The following is a 19,761-nucleotide window of genomic DNA, read 5'->3' as shown; positions in this document are numbered from 1 at the left end:
CGGAGAGCTACGAGTGGAGCTTGGAGGTAGGGCTCTTGCAGGCGGAGCAGGGCGCACCGGGGTGCTGCCGCGCGGAGGTGCACATCGCGCGGTGATCATGCGTCCAGGATGCGCGTTCGCCTTTTTGAGGCCCGTCCCGCGCACTGCACTGCGCAGACTCTCCGTCATTCGGACGGACTTACGCCAGACCTGGCCGCCGAAGGATGCCCAACTGTGATCTGTCGACATACACCGGTGATCTTGCGGCATAGGCCTCTTCACGCGCCCGCAACAAGTCTGTCAAGACCCGTGCACCATTGTGACTGAGAGTCAACCCGGTTGGGTACGAACGTGGTTCAGCGCGCGGGGTGCCCTGTCCAGGGCTGCTGCGGCCAGCCGTACCCGGGCTGGGCGGACGTCTGCGACGGGCCGGGCCGGGCCTCGCGGTCGAAGAACGGCCGGGCGTGCGCGCGCATCCACAACGCGACCGGATCGTAGTCGTCGGCCAGCACCACGGTGGAGACGGCGAGGCCCTCGGGCGCGTGCGGGAGCGCCCGCTGCACCAGGGCCCGGACGGCCTCGACGGCGGGCGGCGAGGTGTCGTACAGGTCGAGGCCGATCGCGAGGTACGGCTCGCCGAGCGCGGGGCGCACCCAGGCCCGGCGGAGCGCCCGGACGGGCCGGACGTCGACGGCCTGCTGTTCGAGCAGCGCGTAGAACTGCGGCGCGGACACCTGCGGCTCGCTCAGCCCGAGCGGCCCGGCCGGCAGCCGGTCCAGGCCGCCGGCCACCCGTCTGAGGTCGGCCCACGGGATGCCGACGCCGCCGCCGGGGACGTGCGGGTCGAGCCAGAGGCCCCAGCGGGTGCGGTAGAGCGCGGCGGCGATCTCCGGGCCGGAGATCACCTCGTGCGCCCGGGCCCAGCCGCTGGCGGCGAGCTGCCCGGAGGAGGTGGCGGCGGGGGCGTAGCCCTGTCCGGCGACGTCCATGTTCCCGTACTGGGCGTCCGGGCTGCCCGGACTGCCGTGCCAGAGCAGCATCCAGACCTGGCCCTCGGCGAGGGCGCGGAGCAGGTTCTCGTACGCGTCGTAGCGCTCCGGCGCGACCTCGCGCAGGGCGCGTTCCAGCGCGTTGCCGCCTGCCGCTCCGGCGCTCACGTCGAGTCCTCTCTGCGTCGTCCCCGCTTGTCGGGGCCACGTGTCGGGGGGCAGCCTATGCTTCACCGCCCACACCCGGCCCCAGGGGCGCGGCCCACTGCGCGCGGCGGGAGATTCCGGTGCCGTCGGGCCCGCTTGCGCGCAGTTGCGCGCATCCGGGGCCGCGCACGGCCGGCCCCCTCAGCCCCTGGCGTAGAACGGCCGCACCCGGGTCAGCAGCCACTCGACCACCGGGTCGGCGACCAGGTCGAGGAGCACCAGGTGGACGCCCCAGGGCGGCGGGGCGGTTCCCAGGGCGCGGCCGAGCGCCTCGTTGACGTGGGCGGGGTCGGCGGCCCAGGCCGGGTCCAGCTGGACGCCGACGAACAGCGCCGGCGCCTCCCCCTCCACGCTCGCCAGCGCCCGACGGGCCGTCAGCACGCCCGGCAGCTGGGACATCTCGGTGATCGCGGCGGCCAGGAAGGCGTACGGCTCCTCGTGCGGCTCCGGCTCCCGCAGCGCGACCCGGCCGCCCTCCGCCCGGCCGGCCGCCTGCTGCTCCCAACGGGCCTCCTGCGGACCGCGCCGCAGCTCACCGACCCCCTCGGGCGGCACCGGGATGCCGACCGGCGCCTCCGGGTTGACGGCGATGCCGATGCCGAGCGGCAGCCCGCGGGCGAACTCCCAGGCCGGGGCGATGGCGAACGGCACGCCGGGGGCGTGCTGGAGGAACTGCTCCTGCGAGGAGAAGACCGGTACGTACGGGGAGCCGGCCAGCTCGATCGTCGGCAGGTCCAGCGCCTGGCCCTGCGGATCGGCCCCGGCCGGCAGCGGGATCCACAGCTGGCTGCGGGCCAGCACCTCGATCACCCTGGGCGTGGCGCCCGGGTCGCCGAGCGCGGCCGTGAGCACCTGCTCCAACTCGTTGGCGGGCCAACCGCCGCCCTGCGGAGCCGTCCCCGGCTCGGCCCATGACTGTGTCCCTACCGCCGGGTCGTCCATCCGCCTCTGGTACCGCCCCTCGTGCCCGTGTTGACCGACATCAAGAGGGTAGCGGTCGGGCCGGTACCGCAGGAGGACCGGCGAGGCCGCCGAGATGACAGGGAGATCCGGGCCCCTCTCCCGTGCGCCCGCGCGGCATGCCATGATGGGCGCGTCTTCCCAGTAGGACCCTCAACTCCATAACGGCCGCTCGAACCCGCGCGGGAGAGTCCGGAGTGCCCCCACGGGCACGGGCCGGCGCCGAAGGAGCAAGTCCTCCCCGGAATCTCTCAGGCACCCCTACCGCACGGGCTAGGCACATCTGGAAAGTGGACACGGCCGCGCCGTGCGCCCACCCACGGTGCAAGCCGCCATCCTTGTCCTCGGGACAGTGGCGGTGAAGCTCTCAGGTTGCGACGACAGATGGGGAGACTTCGCCCCCGCATGCCCGTACGCAGGTCACACGCCCCGCGTGCCACCCCTGAGTGCCCAGCCAAGGAGCCACCGTCATGTCTGTTGAGCAGGCCGTTCCCCGTCTCACCGCGCTCGACGCGCTGCACCGCTCGCTCGGCGCCACGATGACCGACTTCGCGGGCTGGGACATGCCGCTGCGCTACGGCAGCGAGCGCGAGGAGCACCTGGCCGTCCGCACCAAGGCCGGCCTCTTCGACCTCTCGCACATGGGCGAGATCACCGTGACCGGCCCGCAGGCCGGCGAGCTGCTCGACCACGCGCTGGTCGGCTTCATCTCCGCGCTCGGCGAGCTGCGCGCCCGCTACACGATGATCTGCCGCGAGGACGGCGGCATCCTGGACGACCTGATCGTCTACCGCACCGGCGAGACCGAGTTCATGGTCGTCGCCAACGCCTCCAACGCGCAGGTCGTGCTGGACGCGCTGACCGAGCGCGCGGCCGGCTTCGACGCCGTCGTCCGCGACGACCGGGACGCGTACGCGCTGCTCGCCGTCCAGGGCCCGGAGGCGAACGGCATCCTGGCCTCGCAGACCGACGCCGACCTGCCCGGCCTGAAGTACTACGCGATCCTGCCCGCCGTGGTGGCCGGCCGGAACGTCGAGCTCGCCCGCACCGGCTACACCGGCGAGGACGGCTTCGAGATCTTCTGCGCCCCCGCCGACGCCGAGCACATCTGGAACGCGCTGACCGAGGCGGGCGCCCCCGTCGGCCTCGTCCCGTGCGGCCTGTCCTGCCGCGACACGCTGCGCCTGGAGGCGGGCATGCCGCTGTACGGGCACGAGCTGAACACCGACCTGACGCCGTTCGACGCGGGCCTGGGCCGGGTCGTCCGCTTCGACAAGACCACCAACAACGGCGAGTTCGTCGGCCGCAAGGCGCTGGAGGCCGCGGCCGCCGAGGCCGAGTCCAACCCTCCGCGCAAGCTGGTCGGCCTGGTCTCCGAGGGCAAGCGCGTCCCGCGCGCCGAGTACGCGGTCGTCAGCACGGACGGCACCCCGATCGGGCGGATCACCTCCGGCGCCCCCTCCCCCACCCTCGGCAAGCCGATCGCCATCGCGTACGTGGACGCGGCCCACGCCGCGCCCGGCACCGCGGTGGCCGTGGACGTCCGCGGCAAGCACGAGCCGGTCGAGGTCGTCGCGCTGCCGTTCTACAAGCGCGCCCGCTGAGCGACTCCGCCGGCCGGCCTGCCGGGCACGGGTCCACCGTGCCGCCGGGCGGCCGTTCCCGGCGGGGACCCCAGTCCGGCTCCATCACCCCTCTGGTCCGGTCCGGTCCGCTCAGCGGACGGCTGCGCCCTACCCTCTTGCGATCCTGGAGAATGACGCCATGAGCAACCCCACGAACCTGCAGTACAGCAAGGAGCACGAGTGGCTGACCGCCGTCGAGGACGGCGTGTCGACCATCGGCATCACCAAGCACGCGGCCGACGCGCTCGGTGACATCGTCTACGTCCAGCTGCCCGAGGTCGGCGCAGAGGTCGAGGCCGGTGAGACCTGCGGCGAGCTGGAGTCCACCAAGTCGGTCAGTGACCTGTACTCGCCGGTCACCGGCAAGGTCACCGAGGTCAACACGGACGTCGTGGACGACCCGGCCTCGGTGAACGCGGACCCGTTCGGCAACGCCTGGCTGTTCAAGGTCCAGGTCGAGTCCGTCCAGGACGAGCTGCTCAGCTCGGCCGAGTACGACGCCTTCATCGGCGCCTGACCCAACCTCCTGCCGGGGGCGGCCGCAGCGCGGCGGCCGCCCTTCCCCCTTGGTCCACTGCCCTCCGCGCCGCCCGGCCATCCCCCTTCTCGGTCGTGCCGGACGCGGAAGCCCCATGACGGGAAGACCCACCATGACGGTTCTGAACCAGTCCCTGCACGCACTCGACCCCGAGATCGCCGCCGCGGTCGACGCCGAGCTGCACCGCCAGCAGACCACCCTTGAGATGATCGCCTCCGAGAACTTCGCCCCGGTGGCGGTCATGGAGGCCCAGGGCTCGGTCCTGACCAACAAGTACGCCGAGGGCTACCCCGGCAAGCGCTACTACGGCGGCTGCGAGCACGTCGACGTGGTCGAGCAGATCGCGATCGACCGGATCAAGGAGCTGTTCGGCGCCGAGCACGCCAACGTGCAGCCGCACTCCGGCGCGCAGGCCAACGCCGCGGCGATGTTCGCGCTGATCCAGCCGGGCGACACCATCCTGGGCCTGAGCCTGGCCCACGGCGGCCACCTGACCCACGGCATGAAGATCAACTTCTCCGGCAAGCTCTACAACGTGGCCGCGTACCACGTGGACGAGACCGGCGTGGTGGACATGGCCGAGGTCGAGCGCCTGGCCAAGGAGACCCAGCCCAAGCTGATCATCGCCGGCTGGTCCGCCTACCCGCGCCAGCTGGACTTCGCCGAGTTCCGCCGGATCGCCGACGAGGTCGGCGCCCTGCTCATGGTCGACATGGCGCACTTCGCCGGTCTGGTCGCCGCGGGCCTGCACCCCTCCCCGGTGCCGTACGCCGACGTGGTCACCACCACCACCCACAAGACCCTGGGCGGCCCGCGCGGCGGCGTCATCCTCTGCAAGGCCGAGTACGCCAAGAAGATCAACTCCGCGGTCTTCCCCGGCCAGCAGGGCGGCCCGCTGGAGCACGTCATCGCCGGCAAGGCCGTGGCCTTCAAGGTCGCCGCCTCCGAGGAGTTCAAGGAGCGCCAGGTCCGCACCCTGGAGGGCGCCAAGATCCTCGCCGAGCGCCTGCTCCAGGACGACGCCACCGCCGCCGGTGTGTCCGTGCTGTCCGGCGGCACCGACGTGCACCTGGTCCTGGTGGACCTGCGCAACAGCGAGCTGGACGGCCAGCAGGCCGAGGACCGCCTGCACGCGGTCGGCATCACGGTCAACCGGAACGCCGTCCCGAACGACCCGCGCCCGCCGATGGTCACCTCCGGCCTGCGGATCGGCACCCCGGCGCTGGCCACCCGCGGCTTCCAGGCCGAGGACTTCCGCGAAGTCGCGGAGATCATCGCCGAGACGCTGCTCCCGGGCTTCGACGAGGCCCGGACGGCCGTTCTGAGCGCCCGCGTCGCCGCGCTGGCCGCGAAGTACCCGCTGTACCCGAACCTGTAATCCGTTCTTCCTTTGGAAGGCGCGGCACTACCCCCGTCGCGCCTTCCGAAACCCCGGGGCACCGCGCACACTGGAACGTGGCTGCGGTGCCCCGTGCCATGCCGCGCCATGCAGTTCTGCGCTCCCGCTTTTCTGCCTTTCTGCCTTTCCACGAGACCTGACAAGGACGTCCCCCGTGGCCCTCAGCGTGTTCGACCTCTTCTCCATCGGCATCGGGCCCTCCAGCTCCCACACCGTCGGCCCGATGCGGGCGGCCCGGATGTTCGCCCGCCGGCTGAAGTCCGAGGGACTGCTGGCCGAGGTCTCCTCCGTCCGGGCCGAGCTGTTCGGCTCGCTCGGCGCGACCGGACACGGCCACGGCACGCCGAAGGCCGTCCTGCTGGGCCTGGAGGGCAACTCCCCGCGCACGGTCGACGTCGACCAGGCCGACCGGGACGTCGAGCGGATCAAGGCCGACAAGCGCCTGCACCTGCTGGGCACCCACGAGATCGCCTTCGACACCGACACCCAGCTGATCCTGCACCGCCGCCGCTCGCTGCCGTACCACGCCAACGGCATGACGCTGTTCGCGTACGACGGCAACGGCGCGCCGGTCATGGAGAAGACGTACTACTCCGTCGGCGGCGGCTTCGTGGTGGACGAGGACGCGATCGGCGCGGACCGGGTCAAGCCCGACGACACCGCCCTGCGCTACCCCTTCCGCACCGGCGAGGAACTGCTGCGCCTCACCCGGGAGACCGGGCTGTCGATCTCCGGCCTGATGCTGGAGAACGAGAAGGCCTGGCGCAGCGAGGCGGAGATCCGGACCGGGCTGCTGGAGATCTGGCGCGTCATGCAGGAGTGCGTCGCGGCCGGCATGTCCCGCGAGGGCATCCTGCCGGGCGGCCTGAAGGTCCGCCGCCGGGCCGCCTCGGGCGCCCGGGCGCTGCGCGCCGAGGGCATCGGGCCGGCCAACGCGATGGAGTGGGTGACGCTCTACGCGATGGCGGTCAACGAGGAGAACGCCTCCGGCCAGCGGGTGGTCACCGCGCCGACCAACGGCGCGGCGGGCATCATCCCGGCCGTCCTGCACTACTTCCTGAACTTCATCCCGGGCGCCGACGACGACGGCATCGTCCGCTTCCTGCTGGCGGCCGGCGCGATCGGCATGCTCTTCAAGGAGAACGCCTCGATCTCCGGCGCCGAGGTCGGCTGCCAGGGCGAGGTCGGCTCCGCCTGCTCGATGGCGGCCGGCGGCCTGGCCGAGGTCCTCGGCGGCTCCCCCGAGCAGGTCGAGAACGCCGCCGAGATCGGCATCGAGCACAACCTCGGCCTCACCTGCGACCCGGTCGGCGGCCTGGTCCAGATCCCGTGCATCGAGCGCAACGGCATGGCCTCGGTCAAGGCCATCACCGCCGCCCGGATGGCCCTGCGCGGCGACGGCCGGCACCACGTCTCCCTCGACAAGGCCATCAAGACCATGAAGGAGACCGGCGCCGACATGAAGGTCAAGTACAAGGAGACCTCGCGCGGCGGCCTCGCGGTCAACGTCATCGAGTGCTAGAAGACAGGCTCTGACCTGCGGGTTTGATCCTTTCAGAGCTGTCACCGGCTTCCCGGCTTGCACGGCAGAAAGTCCCTGAAAAGTCCCTCGGACGGCTCTGAAAGTCCCTGGAAAGTCCCTGGCGAACCCCTGGTCAGCAGAACACTGACCAGGGGTTTCTGGTCTCCCGGCGAAGCCGTAGAGCAGCCCGATAGGCACGGCTACGCCTGCTCTCCCTACGCCGGTACCAGCCGGCGGACCGGGTCAGCGTCTGCCGTACCGAGTCCTCCCACTGCTCGGCCGGTAGGCGTCCTTCACGATCTGCTCGAGGTCCTCCTCGCTGAACATCCGGTGACTCCCGATCAGCCGGTACGGGACCCTTCCGGCGGAGGACTCAGTACGGAGCCACGACACCGCTACTCCCAGGTGCTCCGCCGCCTCAGCGAGGGAGTGGAGCAGCCGCCCCTTCCTGACCGGCGGCGAATCAGTCCGCTTCGCTGCGGGATTCTTCACTGGCAACCCCACCGCAGCCGCGTCAGCCGCAGCCAGCAGAACACCGAGGCCCCGGAGACGAGCAACGTCCCCGACGCCGTCGTTCGGCCCAGGCAGCCCCAGAGCCCGTCGCCCCTGCGTCGCGGGGTCCGGCGACGGGAGAATCAGCGCTGCGAGGCGATAATCCTCCTCGGTGAGCGAGGCGCCAGCCTCAAGCTCACGAGACAGTCGAAGCCGCTCGCGCTGCAACGCTCGCTTGTCCAAGTTCCAGAAGCGCTCGCGTACTTGCTCCCAACTCGCATGGTTCTGAAGGGCAGCAAGCGCGTATGTCGCAACATCCGCCCCAGGCTTCGCCTTGACTCGCCGGTGCTGGTAGCAGACTTCCATATCCGCCTCGACCGGAACCTTGCAGGGAAACCCGTAGAACGAGGTAACCGGCTCCGGACAGCGCGGCCGGTCTCGTGCGAGTGAGCGGTCGGTACCGGCGCGGATCTGCTTGATCTGCTCTGCGGCGTTAGTCAGGCCTTCCTTGGGCACTCCCCATGCCTTCGCCGCTTCGCGCGGACTGAGATGATCAAGCGCTCGCATACGCTCGATCGGTGTGCCTACGCCCTCCACAGGATGCTTCCCCTTTTTGGTCTCCTGTGGACAGCCTGACTGAGCACAGGGGGCGACCGGGCCGTCTGACCGATCTCGGCCAACAGTCGCCCGAACTGGTTCCAGTCAGTCCGCAAAAGGCGAGTGACAGCCGAAACCGCGTCTGCGGCTGCCCTCTCAAGGCGCAAGCGGCTTCAGAAGCCGTCGGGGTAATCGTCCGTGCGCACGACCCTGGCAACGTAGAACCCCGGTCCGTACGGGGTCTCGGTCGCGTGGTACTGAATCAGCCCGAGATCCCGCACCAACGGGGCCAGGTAAGCGCCTGGCAGACCCGGGATCTCCTCGGCGTGCTCCGGGTGCCGCCCACCGTCCAACGTCTCGCGCAGGCCGACCAGGAACGCGGCGATCGCCGAGACCACGTCCGGCGGCGTGACCTCGTAGTCGAATACTTCCTCAACCTGCGGCGACAAGACGATCGGGTCGTGCTCCTCGTCGCCGTCGTACGGGTCGTCCCAGTCGCTCACCGCGGCCCGAGCTCCCTCAGGACTGCCGACAAGGCCCGCCCAGGAGCCGTCCCCTGCTGGACCGCGGCGTGAACGCGCGGCGTGGCAGGGTCGTTGTAGATCTCCAGCCGCAGCCGCCAGCGACGCAACACACCTGCGATCTCGTCCTCGTTGGCAGATCCCATGTCGCGGTAGAAAGCCATCCGCTGGGAAGGCGGCAGCGCAGCCCCGATCTCATCCTGCGTTCTGGGATGCGCGCCGTACGCCTCAGTGGGCTGTGCGCTCATCGGCTCCTCCTGCTCTGCGCTGTGGCCGGCGACTTCTGTGGGAGATCCTGGCAGCTAGCCTCCACTCTAGCGAGCAGCGCTCACTGTCGGAGCGCCTTCCCAGCGGTCGGCGCGGCAGCAGCATCCGCGTCACTGCCGGGTCCGGCTTCGGCACCCTGCGGGTCACCTCGGCGTACTGTTCCAACAACTGTCGCAGGTCAGAGCCTCGATTGACCGAGGTCTCCTCGAAGGTCACGTACAAGGAGACCTCGCGCGGCGGCCTCGCGGTCAACGTCATCGAGTGCTGACGGACCGGCCCCGGCTGTTTTGCCCACATAGTGAGACCGTGGGATAGTCGGGGGCGACGGCCGGCCCCGTGGCGGGCCGGTCGGCGGAGCCGCGCGGCACGCACCCCCATGGCCGGCGCGGTGATCCTGCAGGGGCCCCCAGAGCGCCGATCCGGCGGACCGGGGGCCCCGCATCATGTCCGGGCCCGGGTGCCTCAGAGGGGCGACGCCCGCTCCCTGACCTTCAGTTCGAACCAGACGCCCTTGCCGCGCGGCAGCAGGTCGGCGCCCCAGCGTTCGGCGAGCGCGTCCACCAGCAGCATGCCGTAGCCGGTCTCGTTGCCCGGCTCGGAGAGGATCCGGCAGGGCAGCGCCCGGGAGGAGTCGCGGACCTCGATCCGCAGCCGCCCCGGCCGGCGGGCCAGCCGGAGGCCGGCCGTGCGGCCGCCGGTGTGGCGGACGGCGTTGGCCATCAGCTCGCCGGTGAGCAACTCGCCCGCCTCCAGCTGCTGGTGCAGTTGGAAGCCCTGGAGGACGGCGAGGATCAGCCGGCGGGCCACCCCGACGAACTCGGCCCGGGAGGGCAGGAACACCTCGCGCTCGGCGGCGAGTTCCTCGCAGAACCGGGCGAAGTACCGCTGCTCCAGCTCGTCCGGAGTCAGCCGCTCCAGCGACTCCAGCACCAGCGAACTCCCCCTGGACGAGTCGTCAGAACCCGGCCCGGCCCCAGGGAGTGCCGCCCATTCCGCCTCGCCCCATCCCGCCATGCGCCAATCATCGCGGAACGCATGCGGCCGCGTACGGACAATGACGAAACGATCACTATTCAATTGGCATATGACAGAAGCATGTCGGGGTTTCACGCCCCGGACGACGCCGGGGGCGCGTGGGGCGCGCGAGAACGGAGGCGGCGGTGCCGCACCTTCCGCTTCGCGCAGTCCCACGCGCCCCCGGTCGGGGTCCTGCCGGGCCCTGCCCGGCCACGCCGGCTGTTACCAGCTGCCCCAGGCGATGTTCCAGCCGCTGAGGCCGTTGTCCGGGCTGACCTGCTCGCCGACGGAGTGCTGGATCGTCACCACGTCGCCGACCATCGCGTCGGAGTAGTACTTGCCGGCCGAGGAGTTGTCGTCACCCGCGTCGCCGGGGGCGTCCTCCAGGCCGACGCAGCCGTGGCTGACGTTGGTGTTCCCGAAGACGCTGTGCGACGACCAGTTGTTGCCGTGCACGTACGTGCCGCTGTCGGTGAGCCGCAGCGAGTGCGGGACCTTCTCCTTGTACGCCGCGCCCTGGAGGCCCGGGACGGTGGAGGAGTCCATCACCGCCGTGCCCTCCTTGGCCTCGATCACCATGGTGCCGTTGTAGGCGTTCCAGGACTTGGGCTCGGAGGCGCCGGTGCTGATCGGGATGGTCTTGTACGGCTGCCCGTTGCGGACCACCGTCATCTGGTGCGTGCTCGCGTCGACCGTGCTGATCTGCGAGCGGCCGATGGTGAACGGCTCGTCGCTGTCCACGCCGCCGTAGATGCCGGGCTGCACCTCGACGCTCTTCAGCCGGTAGTGGATGGTCACCTTGGTGCCGGGGGTCCAGTACTTCTCCGGGCGGAAGTCCACCCGGCGGTTGCCGAACCAGTGCCCCTTCACCACGGAGTTGTCGGAGGTGTCGAAGGTGATCCCGCTCGTCACCGCCGTCTTGTCCTTGACGTCGTGGTCGAAGGTCAGCGAGACGATCATCCCGACGCCGTACGTGCCGTTGTCGGAGATGTTGTCGTGCGGGTTCGCCTGCTTGTCCGGCGTCAGGGTGGTGAAACCGCTGGTGGAGACCGCGACCAGGCCGTTGGCGTCGGCCGCCTGGGCGCTCACCTGGTACTCGGTGCTGATCGAGAGGTTGCCCGTCGGGGCCCAGCTGGAGCCGTCGGCGGATATCGCGCCGGCCACCGCCTTGCCGCTCTTGTCGGTCACCTTGACGGTGCTGAGCTTGCCGCTCGCCACCGACACCTTGAGCGCCCCGCTCGGCTTCACGTCCGTCGCGCCGTTGGCCGGCTCGATGCTCAGTACCGCCGCCGAGACGGCGGACTTGGAGGCACCCGGGGCCTTGGCCGCCGCGCTCCCGGAGCCACCGCTCCCGCCGGTCCCACCGCCACCGCTGCACGCGGTGGTGAGTGCCAGTGCTCCGCCGAGCACTCCGGCTGCCAGGGCCCTGCCCATGGACTTCATCCGTACTCCCCCATCCCTGGTTCCAGCCGTAAACACGCTCACGCCTGCCGATCAGTTGCGCCCTGGCGCGGTCAATACCGTCACGAACGGGCAACGGCCCGGACCGGCTCCGGGCTCGGATCGGGCATACGGGCGGTGCGGGTGGTCAGGATAACCGGGATTCCGTTGTGAATCTTCGGCGGGAGGGTGGGGGCGGCCGGTGACCACGGGGTGAACGGAGTCAGTGCGCGGTGAGCGCGCTGCCCTTCACCCACTGGGCCCAGCCGAGGTTCCAGCCGTTCAGGCCGTTGTCCGGCGGCACGGCGTCGCCGTCCTCGCCCACCACGTCGACGACGTCGCCGACGATCGAGTTGTCGAAGAACCAGCCGGCCGGGGTGTCCGGGGAGCCGCCCTTGGCGTCCGCCAGGCCCACGCAGCCGTGGCTGGTGTTGGCGCTGCCGAAGATCGAGCGGTCGGCCCAGTAGTTGCCGTGCACGAAGGTGCCGGAGCTGGTCAGCCGCATCGCGTGCGGGACGTCCTTGATGTCGTACTCGTCGCCCATGCCGACCGTCTGCGAGTTCATCCTGGTCACCTCGTACTTCTCCGAGATGACCATCGCGCCGAGGTAGGTGGTGTGCTCGGGGCTGCCGCCCGAGATCCGCAGGGTGCGCAGGAGCCGGCCGTCCTGCCGCACCGCCATGGTGTGGGCGTCCAGGTCCACGGTGCTGATCTGGGAGCGGCCGACGGTGAAGTGGACGTCCTTCTCCTGGGTGCCGTAGTCGCCCGGCGCGCCCTGGACGTCCTTGAGGCGCAGCGCCAGCACGACCTTGGTGCCGGCCGCCCAGTACTTCTCGGGGCGCAGGTCCAGGCGCTGGCTGCCGAACCAGTGGCCGACCACCGGGACGGGCGGGTCGGCGGTGACGGTGACCCCCTTCTCCACCGCGGCCCGGTCGGCGATCGGCCGGGTGAAGCGGAGCGAGACCGGCATGCCGACGCCGACGGTGCTGCCGTCCTCGGGGGTGAAGAAGGCGGCGAAGGTGTGCGCCGGGGTCAGGGTGGCGAACGCCGCGTGCTGGGCGGCCCGCAGGCCCGCGGCGTCCTCGGCGACGGTGTCCAGGGTGTAGGGGGTGGCCAGCTGGAGCCTGCCGTCCGGGGCCCAGGAGGCACCGTCGGGGCTGATCTTCCCGGCGACCGCGGCGCCCTTGTCGTCGGCGAGGCGGACCGAGACCAGCCGCCCCTGCGCCACCGCCACCTTCACCGGCGCGTCGGCGGCCACCTCCTGGGTGCCGTCCTTCGGGGACGCGGTGATCACCGCCGCGGAGACCGGGGGCCGCGACGGCGCCGCCACGTCGCCGCTGCCCGCCGCCGGCGGCGGGCCGGCGGAGCAGCCCGCGAGCAGGCACATGCCGAGGACCGCCCAGACTCGTACTCCCGGGTGCATCGCGGCCCTCCGCCTCAGTCGTCCGTCCGGGGCATAACGACCGCACCGCCCGCTGGACACGAGCGGGCCGGCGCCGCCCGCCCCGCCGAGGCCGCGCGGATGTCCGGCCGACGCCACGACACGGCGCAAACGTGCACAGTCCGTCACAAGATGATCGATCGCGTGACAGCGACGTCCGTTCAGGGAACAAGAGGGAAGCGGGGAAAGGGACTCCCCGCGCTGGGAGGTGCGGTCGATGACGGCGTGGCAGGAGCTGCAGCAGAACATGAGCCGGGGCACGCCGGTCCGGGCCCACCCGGGCCCCGCCGGTACCTGGCCGGGCAGCTGGCAGCCGCTCGGCGCCCGGTTCCGCACCACCCCGGACGGCACCCGGGGCACCAACTTCGCGCTGTGGGCCCCCGACGCCGAGGCGGTCGAGCTCTGCCTGTTCGACGAGGCGGGCCAGGAGAGCCGGCACGCGCTCACCGAGCGGACCTTCCAGACCTGGCACGGCTTCGTGCCCGGCGTACTGCCCGGCACCCGGTACGGCTACCGGGTGCACGGCCGGTGGGACCCGTGGACGGGCGCCCGCTGGAACCCGGCCAAGCTGCTGCTGGACCCGTACGCCCGCGCCGTGGACGGCGCCTACACCGCCGACGACGCGGTCTGCGCCTCCGTCCGCAACTGGCCCGAGCCGGAGGTCGCCGACACCGTCCGGGACAACCGGGACTCCGCCGCGTACGTGCCCAAGGCCGTCGTGGTGCACGACGACGACGACTGGTACGACGACCAGCGGCCGAAGACCCCGTGGGCCGAGACGGTGCTCTACGAGCTGCACGTCCGGGGCTTCACCATGCGCCACCCCGGCATCCCGCCCGAGCTGCGCGGCACCTACGCGGGCCTCGCCCACCCGGCCGCGATCGACCACCTGACCGGCCTCGGCGTGACCGCCGTCGAGCTGCTGCCCGTCCACCAGCACGTCAGCGAGGACCACCTCCAGCGGCGCGGGCTGACCAACTACTGGGGGTACAACACGCTCGGCTTCTTCGCCCCGCACGGCGGCTACTCGGCCTCCGGCACCCGGGGCCAGCAGGTCGGCGAGTTCAAGCGGATGGTCCGGGCACTGCACGCGGCGGGCATCGAGGTGATCCTCGACGTGGTCTACAACCACACCGCCGAGGGCGGCGTCGCGGGCCCCTCGCTGAGCCTGCGCGGCATCGACAACGGCGGCTACTACCGGCTGGACCGCAGCCGGCGCGGCTACGCCGACTACACCGGCTGCGGCAACACCCTGGACACCCGCCAGCCGCACACCGTCCGGCTGATCACCGACTCGCTGCGCTACTGGGTCACCGAGATGGGCGTGGACGGCTTCCGTTTCGACCTCGCCGCCGCGCTCGCCCGGGGCAGCGACGGGGTCGAGATGCACCACCCCTTCCTCGGCGCCGTGTCGCAGGACCCGGTGCTCAGCCGGGTCAAGCTGATCGCCGAGCCCTGGGACGTCGGCGCCGGCGGCTACCAGGTCGGCGGCTTCCCGCCGCTGTGGGCCGAGTGGAACGACAAGTACCGCGACACCGTCCGGGACTTCTGGCGCGGCGCCAGACCCGACGTCCGCGAGCTCGGCTACCGGCTCTCCGGCTCCTCCGACCTGTACCAGCGCGGCGGGCGCCGCCCGTACGCCTCGGTCAACTTCGTCACCGCGCACGACGGCTTCACCCTGCGCGACCTGGTCTCCTACAACGGCAAGCACAACGAGGCCAACGGCGAGGACAACCGGGACGGCACGGACGACAACCGCTCCTGGAACTGCGGCGCCGAGGGCGGGACGGCCGACCCGGCCGTCGACGAGCTGCGGCACCGCCAGCTGCGCAACCTGATGACCACCCTGCTGCTCTCCACCGGCGTGCCGATGCTCACGGCCGGCGACGAGCTGGGCCGCACCCAGGGCGGCAACAACAACGCGTACTGCCAGGACGACGAGACCAGCTGGCTGGACTGGTCGCTGCTGGAGCAGCCCGAGTGGCGGGCGCTGTACGAGCTGACGGCCCGGCTGATCGGGCTGCGCCGGGCGCACCCGGTGCTGCGGCAGCGGGCGTTCTTCTCCGGGCGGGCCGCCGTGCCGGGCGGTCAGCGGGACCTGGCCTGGTTCACCGTCCGGGGCCGGGAGATGACGGAGTCGGACTGGTTCGCCCCGACCGCCGTGCTCGGGATGCTGCTCTGCGGCACCGCGATGTCCGAACGGGACCAGCACGGCTGCGCGGTCACCGACGACAGCTTCCTGCTGCTGCTCAACGCCGGTGACCAGCCCACCCCGTTCGTGCTGCCGGGGGAGCCGTGGGCCTCCGGCTACGAGGCGGTGGTGGACACCGCCCAGGCCCGCACCCCGCAGACCTGGCACCCGGCGCTGACCACCCTGACGGTGCGCGGCAGGTCGGCCCGGCTGCTGCGCACCGGCGGCGACCATGGCCGGTTCTCGCCGACCGGCCGGTAAAACCGGATGAGAAAAGCGGGCCTCGCGGCCTACTCTCTCCGCGATGGACGAGAACCAGATACCGCCACCGCACACCCCCGCGGACCAGCAGGATCCGTCCACCGACAGATCCGCCCCGCCGTCACCCGCCACGCCGAGGTCCACGGTGCGCTCGCTGCTGCGCCTGTGGCCGTACGCGCGCCCGGTGCGCTGGCGCCTCGCCGGTGCCACCCTCGCCGCCGGCATCGCCTCGGGCAGTGTGCTGCTCGTGCCGCTGGTGCTGCGCTCGATCGTGGACGGCCCGGTCGCCCACCACGACTACGGCGGGCTCTGGCCGCTCGCCGGGCTGCTCCTGCTGCTCGGCCTGATCGAGGCCGGCCTGTTCGGCGTCCGCCGGGTGATCGTGGCCCGCCCGCTCGCCAAGGTCGAGAGCACGATGCGCGGCGACCTGTTCGCCAAGCTGCAACGGCTGCCGGTCTCCTTCCACGACCGCTGGCCGTCCGGGCAGCTGCTCTCCCGGGCCACCTCCGACATGTTCACCATGCGGCTGTTCCTGGCCTTCCCGCTGGTCTTCCTGATCGTCAACTCGCTGGTCTTCGTGACCGGCTCGGTGATGATGCTGGTCCTCGACTGGCGGCTCGGCCTGGTCACCCTGACGCCCGCGATCCCGCTGGTGCTGCTCAGCCGGTACTTCGAGAGCCGCTACGCGCTGGCCGCCCGCCGCTCCCAGGACCAGACCGGCGACCTGGCCACCCTGATCGAGGAGTCGATCCTCGGCATCCGCGTCCTCAAGGCCTTCGGCCGGCACCGGACGATGGCCGAGCGCTTCCAGCAGCAGAACCGCGAACTGCGCGAGACCGAACTCGGCAAGGCCCGGCTGCTCGCGAACCTCTGGGCGATGATCGTCGGCCTGCCCGAGATCGCGCTCGGCTGCGCACTCGCCGTCGGCGCCGTCCTGGTCGCCCACGACGAACTGACCACCGGCACCCTGGTCGCCTTCCTGTCCACCGCGCTGGCCCTGCGCTGGCCGGTCGAGTCGCTCGGCTGGCTGCTCGCGTACGCCAACGAGGCCGCCACCGCCACCGACCGCTACTTCGAGGTGATGGACGAGCCGGACGACCCCGAACGCCCCTCCGGCAACCCGGTGGCGGCGGACCGGGGCATCCGGTTCAGCGGCGTCCGGTTCCGCTACCCCGACGCGCCCGCCGACACCCCCGACCTGCTGTGCGGCATCGACCTGCACATCCGCAGCGGCGAGACGATGGCCCTGGTCGGCGCGACCGGCAGCGGCAAGACCACGCTGACCGCGCTGCTGCCCCGGCTGTACGAGGTCACCGGCGGCTCGATCACGCTGGACGGCCGCGACCTGCGCGACATCCCCCGGCAGCGGCTGCGCGAGCTGGTCGCCGTCGCCTTCGAGGAGCCGACGCTGTTCTCCGCCACCGTCCGGGAGAACGTGCTGATGGGCGCGCCCGGGGCGAGTCCGGAGCAGCTCGCCACCGCGCTGCACACCGCCCAGGCGGCCTTCGTCGAGAAGCTGCCCGCCGGGGTCGAGACCCAGGTCGGCGAGCAGGGCCTGAGCCTGTCCGGCGGCCAGCGGCAGCGCCTGGCGCTGGCCCGCGCGGTGGTCGGCGAGCCCGGCTTCCTGGTGCTGGACGACCCGCTCTCCGCGCTCGACGTGCACACCGAGGCGCTGGTCGAACAGGCGCTGCGCCAGGTGCTCGGCTCCACCACCGCCCTGGTGGTCGCCCACCGCCCGAGCACCGTGCTGCTCGCGGACCGGGTCGCCGTCCTGGACGGGGGCCGGATCACCGCCGTCGGCACCCACCAGGAGCTGCTGAAGAGCTCGCCGGCCTACCGGGAGCTGATGTCGGGCGAGAGCGCCCCGCTGCTCGAAGGGAGCCCCGCGCGATGACCACCACCCTCGAACCGCCCACCGACACCGAGGAGCCGGCCCTCCCGGTGGCGGAGGACGAGGACATACCCGTCCCGCCCGGCGCCGCCCGGACGCTGCTCGGCCGGCTGCTCGGCCCGCACAAGGCCCGGATCGCCTTCGCGATGCTGGTCATCATGGTCCAGCAGGCGGCGTTGCAGACCGGCCCGCTGCTGGTCGCGGTCGCGATGGACCGGGGCATCCCGGCGCTGCGCGCGCACGACAGCGGCCCGCTCGTCGCGGTGATCGCGGGCTACCTGGGCTGCGCCGCGGTGAGCACGGTGCTGCAACGCGCGTTCGTCCGGCTCAGCGCCGTGATCAACCAGGACATCCTGCTCGACCTGCGCGGCCGGATCTTCGAGCACGCCCAGCGGCTCGGCCTGGACTTCCACGAGCGCTACACCTCGGGCCGGATCATCTCCCGGGCCACCAGCGACGTGGACGCCCTGCGCGAGCTGCTCAACGAGGGCCTGCAGGAACTCCTCACGGTGATCCTCTCGGTCTGCTACATCGCGGTGCTGCTGCTGGTGATGGACTGGCGGCTCGGGCTGGCCGCACTGGCCTCCTTCCTGCCGATGTACCTGGTCATCCGCTCGTTCCGGCGCCGCTCGCTGCGGGTCTACCGGCGCTCGCGGACGGCCGTCGCCTCGGTGATCGTCAAGTTCACCGAGACCATGAACGGCATCCGCCCGGTGCAGGCCTTCCGCCGCGAGGCCGCCAACGACGCCGCCTTCGACGCCTCGAACCGGCAGTCCGCCGCCGCCACCGCCGACGGCCTGCTGGAGATGGCCCGGTACGTGGGCCTCTCCCGGGCGACCGCCAACGTCTGGATCACCGGCGTGGTGGTGCTGGGCGCCGTCCTGGTCACCGACGGCAGCCTGCAGCTCGGCGTGCTCACCGCCTTCGTGCTGTACCTGCGGCGGCTCTACGACCCGATCGACCAGCTGGCGATGTTCCTGAACAGCTACCAGTCGGCCGCCGCCGCCCTGGAGAAGATGGCCGGCCTGCTGGCCCACGAGCCGACCGTCGCCGAACCGGCCGCGCCCGTCGCGCTGCCGGCCGCCACCGGCGAGGGCCGCGAGGTCGTGTTCGCCGGGACGCGGTTCGCCTACCGCACCGGCAAGGAGGTGCTGCCCGTCTTCGACCTGGTGCTGCCCGCCGGGCGGACCACCGCCGTGGTCGGCGCGACCGGCGCGGGCAAGTCCACCCTGGCCAAGCTGCTGGCCCGGTTCTACGACCCGACCGACGGCCGGATCACCCTGGACGGCGTCGACCTGCGCGACCTGCCCGCCGCGGAGCTGCGGCGCTCGGTGGTGATGGTCACCCAGGAGTCCTTCCTGTTCTCCGGCACGGTCGCCGAGAACATCGGCATCGGCCGGCCGGGCGCCTCCCGCGCGCAGATCGAGCAGGCGGCCCGGGAGATCGGCGCGTACGAGTTCATCGCCGAGCTGCCGGACGGCTTCGACACCGACGTCCGCAAGCGCGGCGGCCGGATCTCGGCCGGGCAGCGGCAGCTGGTGGCCTTCGCCCGCGCCCTGCTGGCCGACCCGGCGGTGCTGATCCTCGACGAGGCGACCTCCTCGCTGGACGTCCCCGGCGAGCAGGCGGTGCAGCGCGCCATGCGGACCGTCCTGGCCGGACGGACGGCTGTGATCATCGCGCACCGGCTCTCCACCGTGGAGATCGCCGACCGGGTCCTGGTGATGGAGCAGGGCCACATCGTCGAGGACGGCACCCCGGCCGACCTGATCAGCGGTCAGGGCCGCTTCGCCGGCCTCCACCAGACCTGGCGTGACAGCCTGGTCTAGTTCGGCAACCGGTCGCCCCTTCAGAAAAAAGGATTCAGCTTTGATCACCGACAACCGCATCGACCCGCCCCGGACGGGGAACGAGCGTGAGACGCTGCGTGGGTACCTCGAAGTCCACCGCGAGACGCTCGCGATGAAGTGCCAGGGGCTCTCCGACGAGGACCTGCGGAGTCAGTCGATGCCGCCCTCGACGCTCTCCCTGCTCGGGCTGGTCCGGCACATGGCCGAGGTCGAGCGGAACTGGTTCCGCCGGGTGATCGGCCACGAGGACATCCCGCTCGTCTGGTCCGACACCTTCGACTTCCAGGAGGCGTACGACGCGAGCGCGTCCACCCGTGCCGAGGCCTTCGCGGCCTGGCAGGCGGAGGTCGAGCACTCCCGCCGGATCGAGGCCGCCGCGGACTCCCTCGACGTGACCGCCCACTTCGCCCGCTGGGGCGAGGACGTGTCCCTCCGGATGGTCATGCTCCACGTCATCACCGAGTACGCCCGGCACAACGGGCACGCGGACTTCTTGCGCGAAGGCATCGACGGCGTCGTCGGCGCGTAACGGGGTCCCCCAGGGGCGCGTGGGGGTACCTCCCGGCCGAAGGCT

16 protein-coding genes and 1 riboswitch are annotated in these 19,761 nt (G+C 71.7%); of the genes, 8 read left to right on the top strand and 8 right to left on the bottom strand.

Annotated features, from left to right (window positions below; all coding sequences use genetic code 11):
- Positions 1–335 precede the first annotated feature (335 nt).
- Positions 336–1,136, bottom strand: a complete 801-nt coding sequence (locus ABD330_RS03600; RefSeq protein ID WP_344460526.1) for an enhanced serine sensitivity protein SseB C-terminal domain-containing protein — start codon at positions 1,134–1,136, stop codon at positions 336–338.
- A 180-nt stretch (positions 1,137–1,316) separates the two neighbouring features.
- Complete coding sequence (locus ABD330_RS03595; protein ID WP_344460524.1) at positions 1,317–2,117, bottom strand: enhanced serine sensitivity protein SseB; 801 nt, start codon at positions 2,115–2,117, stop codon at positions 1,317–1,319.
- A gap of 191 nt (positions 2,118–2,308) precedes the next feature.
- Positions 2,309–2,412: riboswitch (glycine riboswitch) on the top strand.
- 193 nt (positions 2,413–2,605) lie between these two features.
- Here ABD330_RS03595 and gcvT point away from each other — a divergent pair.
- The 4 genes from gcvT to ABD330_RS03575 all read left to right on the top strand — a co-directional run bounded on the left by gcvT (position 2,606) and on the right by ABD330_RS03575 (position 7,219).
- Positions 2,606–3,739, top strand: a complete 1,134-nt coding sequence (gene gcvT / locus ABD330_RS03590; RefSeq protein ID WP_344460522.1) for a glycine cleavage system aminomethyltransferase GcvT — start codon at positions 2,606–2,608, stop codon at positions 3,737–3,739.
- Positions 3,740–3,899: 160 nt separating this feature from the next.
- Positions 3,900–4,277, top strand: a complete 378-nt coding sequence (gene gcvH, locus ABD330_RS03585) for a glycine cleavage system protein GcvH (protein ID WP_344460520.1) — start codon at positions 3,900–3,902, stop codon at positions 4,275–4,277.
- A 133-nt stretch (positions 4,278–4,410) separates the two neighbouring features.
- On the top strand, positions 4,411–5,676 hold the full coding sequence (locus ABD330_RS03580; protein ID WP_344460518.1) for a serine hydroxymethyltransferase: 1,266 nt from the start codon (positions 4,411–4,413) through the stop codon (positions 5,674–5,676).
- 175 nt (positions 5,677–5,851) lie between these two features.
- On the top strand, positions 5,852–7,219 hold the full coding sequence (locus ABD330_RS03575; protein WP_344460516.1) for an L-serine ammonia-lyase: 1,368 nt from the start codon (positions 5,852–5,854) through the stop codon (positions 7,217–7,219).
- 243 nt (positions 7,220–7,462) lie between these two features.
- On the opposite strand, the gene ABD330_RS03570 is transcribed toward ABD330_RS03575, so the two are convergent.
- The 6 genes from ABD330_RS03570 to ABD330_RS03545 form a co-directional block, all read right to left on the bottom strand.
- The gene (locus tag ABD330_RS03570; RefSeq protein ID WP_344460514.1) at positions 7,463–8,227 is read right to left on the bottom strand and encodes a helix-turn-helix domain-containing protein; all 765 of its coding nucleotides are present in this window, start codon (positions 8,225–8,227) and stop codon (positions 7,463–7,465) included.
- Between the two features lie 254 nt (positions 8,228–8,481).
- Positions 8,482–8,811 (bottom strand): hypothetical protein, encoded by a 330-nt coding sequence (locus ABD330_RS03565; protein ID WP_344460512.1) that lies wholly within the window; start codon positions 8,809–8,811, stop codon positions 8,482–8,484.
- On the bottom strand, positions 8,808–9,077 hold the full coding sequence (locus tag ABD330_RS03560) for a hypothetical protein (RefSeq protein ID WP_344460510.1): 270 nt from the start codon (positions 9,075–9,077) through the stop codon (positions 8,808–8,810). The genes ABD330_RS03565 and ABD330_RS03560 overlap by 4 nt, the downstream gene beginning before the upstream one ends.
- A 481-nt stretch (positions 9,078–9,558) precedes the next feature.
- Positions 9,559–10,026, bottom strand: coding sequence for an ATP-binding protein (locus ABD330_RS03555; RefSeq protein WP_344460508.1), 468 nt, complete (start codon positions 10,024–10,026; stop codon positions 9,559–9,561).
- A gap of 309 nt (positions 10,027–10,335) precedes the next feature.
- Positions 10,336–11,556: a L,D-transpeptidase gene (locus tag ABD330_RS03550; RefSeq protein ID WP_344460506.1), complete on the bottom strand. Its 1,221-nt coding sequence runs from the start codon at positions 11,554–11,556 to the stop codon at positions 10,336–10,338.
- 220 nt (positions 11,557–11,776) lie between these two features.
- The gene (locus ABD330_RS03545; RefSeq protein ID WP_344460504.1) at positions 11,777–12,976 is read right to left on the bottom strand and encodes a L,D-transpeptidase; all 1,200 of its coding nucleotides are present in this window, start codon (positions 12,974–12,976) and stop codon (positions 11,777–11,779) included.
- 235 nt (positions 12,977–13,211) lie between these two features.
- Between ABD330_RS03545 and glgX the strand changes: the two genes are divergently transcribed.
- The 4 genes from glgX to ABD330_RS03525 are packed head-to-tail and all read left to right on the top strand — an operon-like array spanning position 13,212 to position 19,716.
- A complete protein-coding gene (gene glgX, locus ABD330_RS03540) occupies positions 13,212–15,446 on the top strand; it encodes a glycogen debranching protein GlgX (RefSeq protein WP_425555424.1) in 2,235 nt (744 codons plus the stop codon).
- A 43-nt stretch (positions 15,447–15,489) separates the two neighbouring features.
- Positions 15,490–17,340, top strand: coding sequence for an ABC transporter ATP-binding protein (locus ABD330_RS03535; protein ID WP_344460502.1), 1,851 nt, complete (start codon positions 15,490–15,492; stop codon positions 17,338–17,340).
- Entirely contained in the window at positions 17,337–19,166 is a 1,830-nt protein-coding gene (locus tag ABD330_RS03530; protein ID WP_344460500.1) for an ABC transporter ATP-binding protein, read from the top strand. The genes ABD330_RS03535 and ABD330_RS03530 overlap by 4 nt, the downstream gene beginning before the upstream one ends.
- A gap of 40 nt (positions 19,167–19,206) precedes the next feature.
- A complete protein-coding gene (locus tag ABD330_RS03525; RefSeq protein ID WP_344460498.1) occupies positions 19,207–19,716 on the top strand; it encodes a DinB family protein in 510 nt (169 codons plus the stop codon).
- Positions 19,717–19,761: the final 45 nt, after the last annotated feature.

Source organism: Kitasatospora kazusensis (genome assembly GCF_039529945.1).
In the GTDB taxonomy this organism is placed as follows: Bacteria; Actinomycetota; Actinomycetes; order Streptomycetales; family Streptomycetaceae; genus Kitasatospora; species Kitasatospora kazusensis.
Note: the sequence above shows the minus strand (reverse complement) of the source record. Positions and strands in the feature narration are given on the sequence as shown.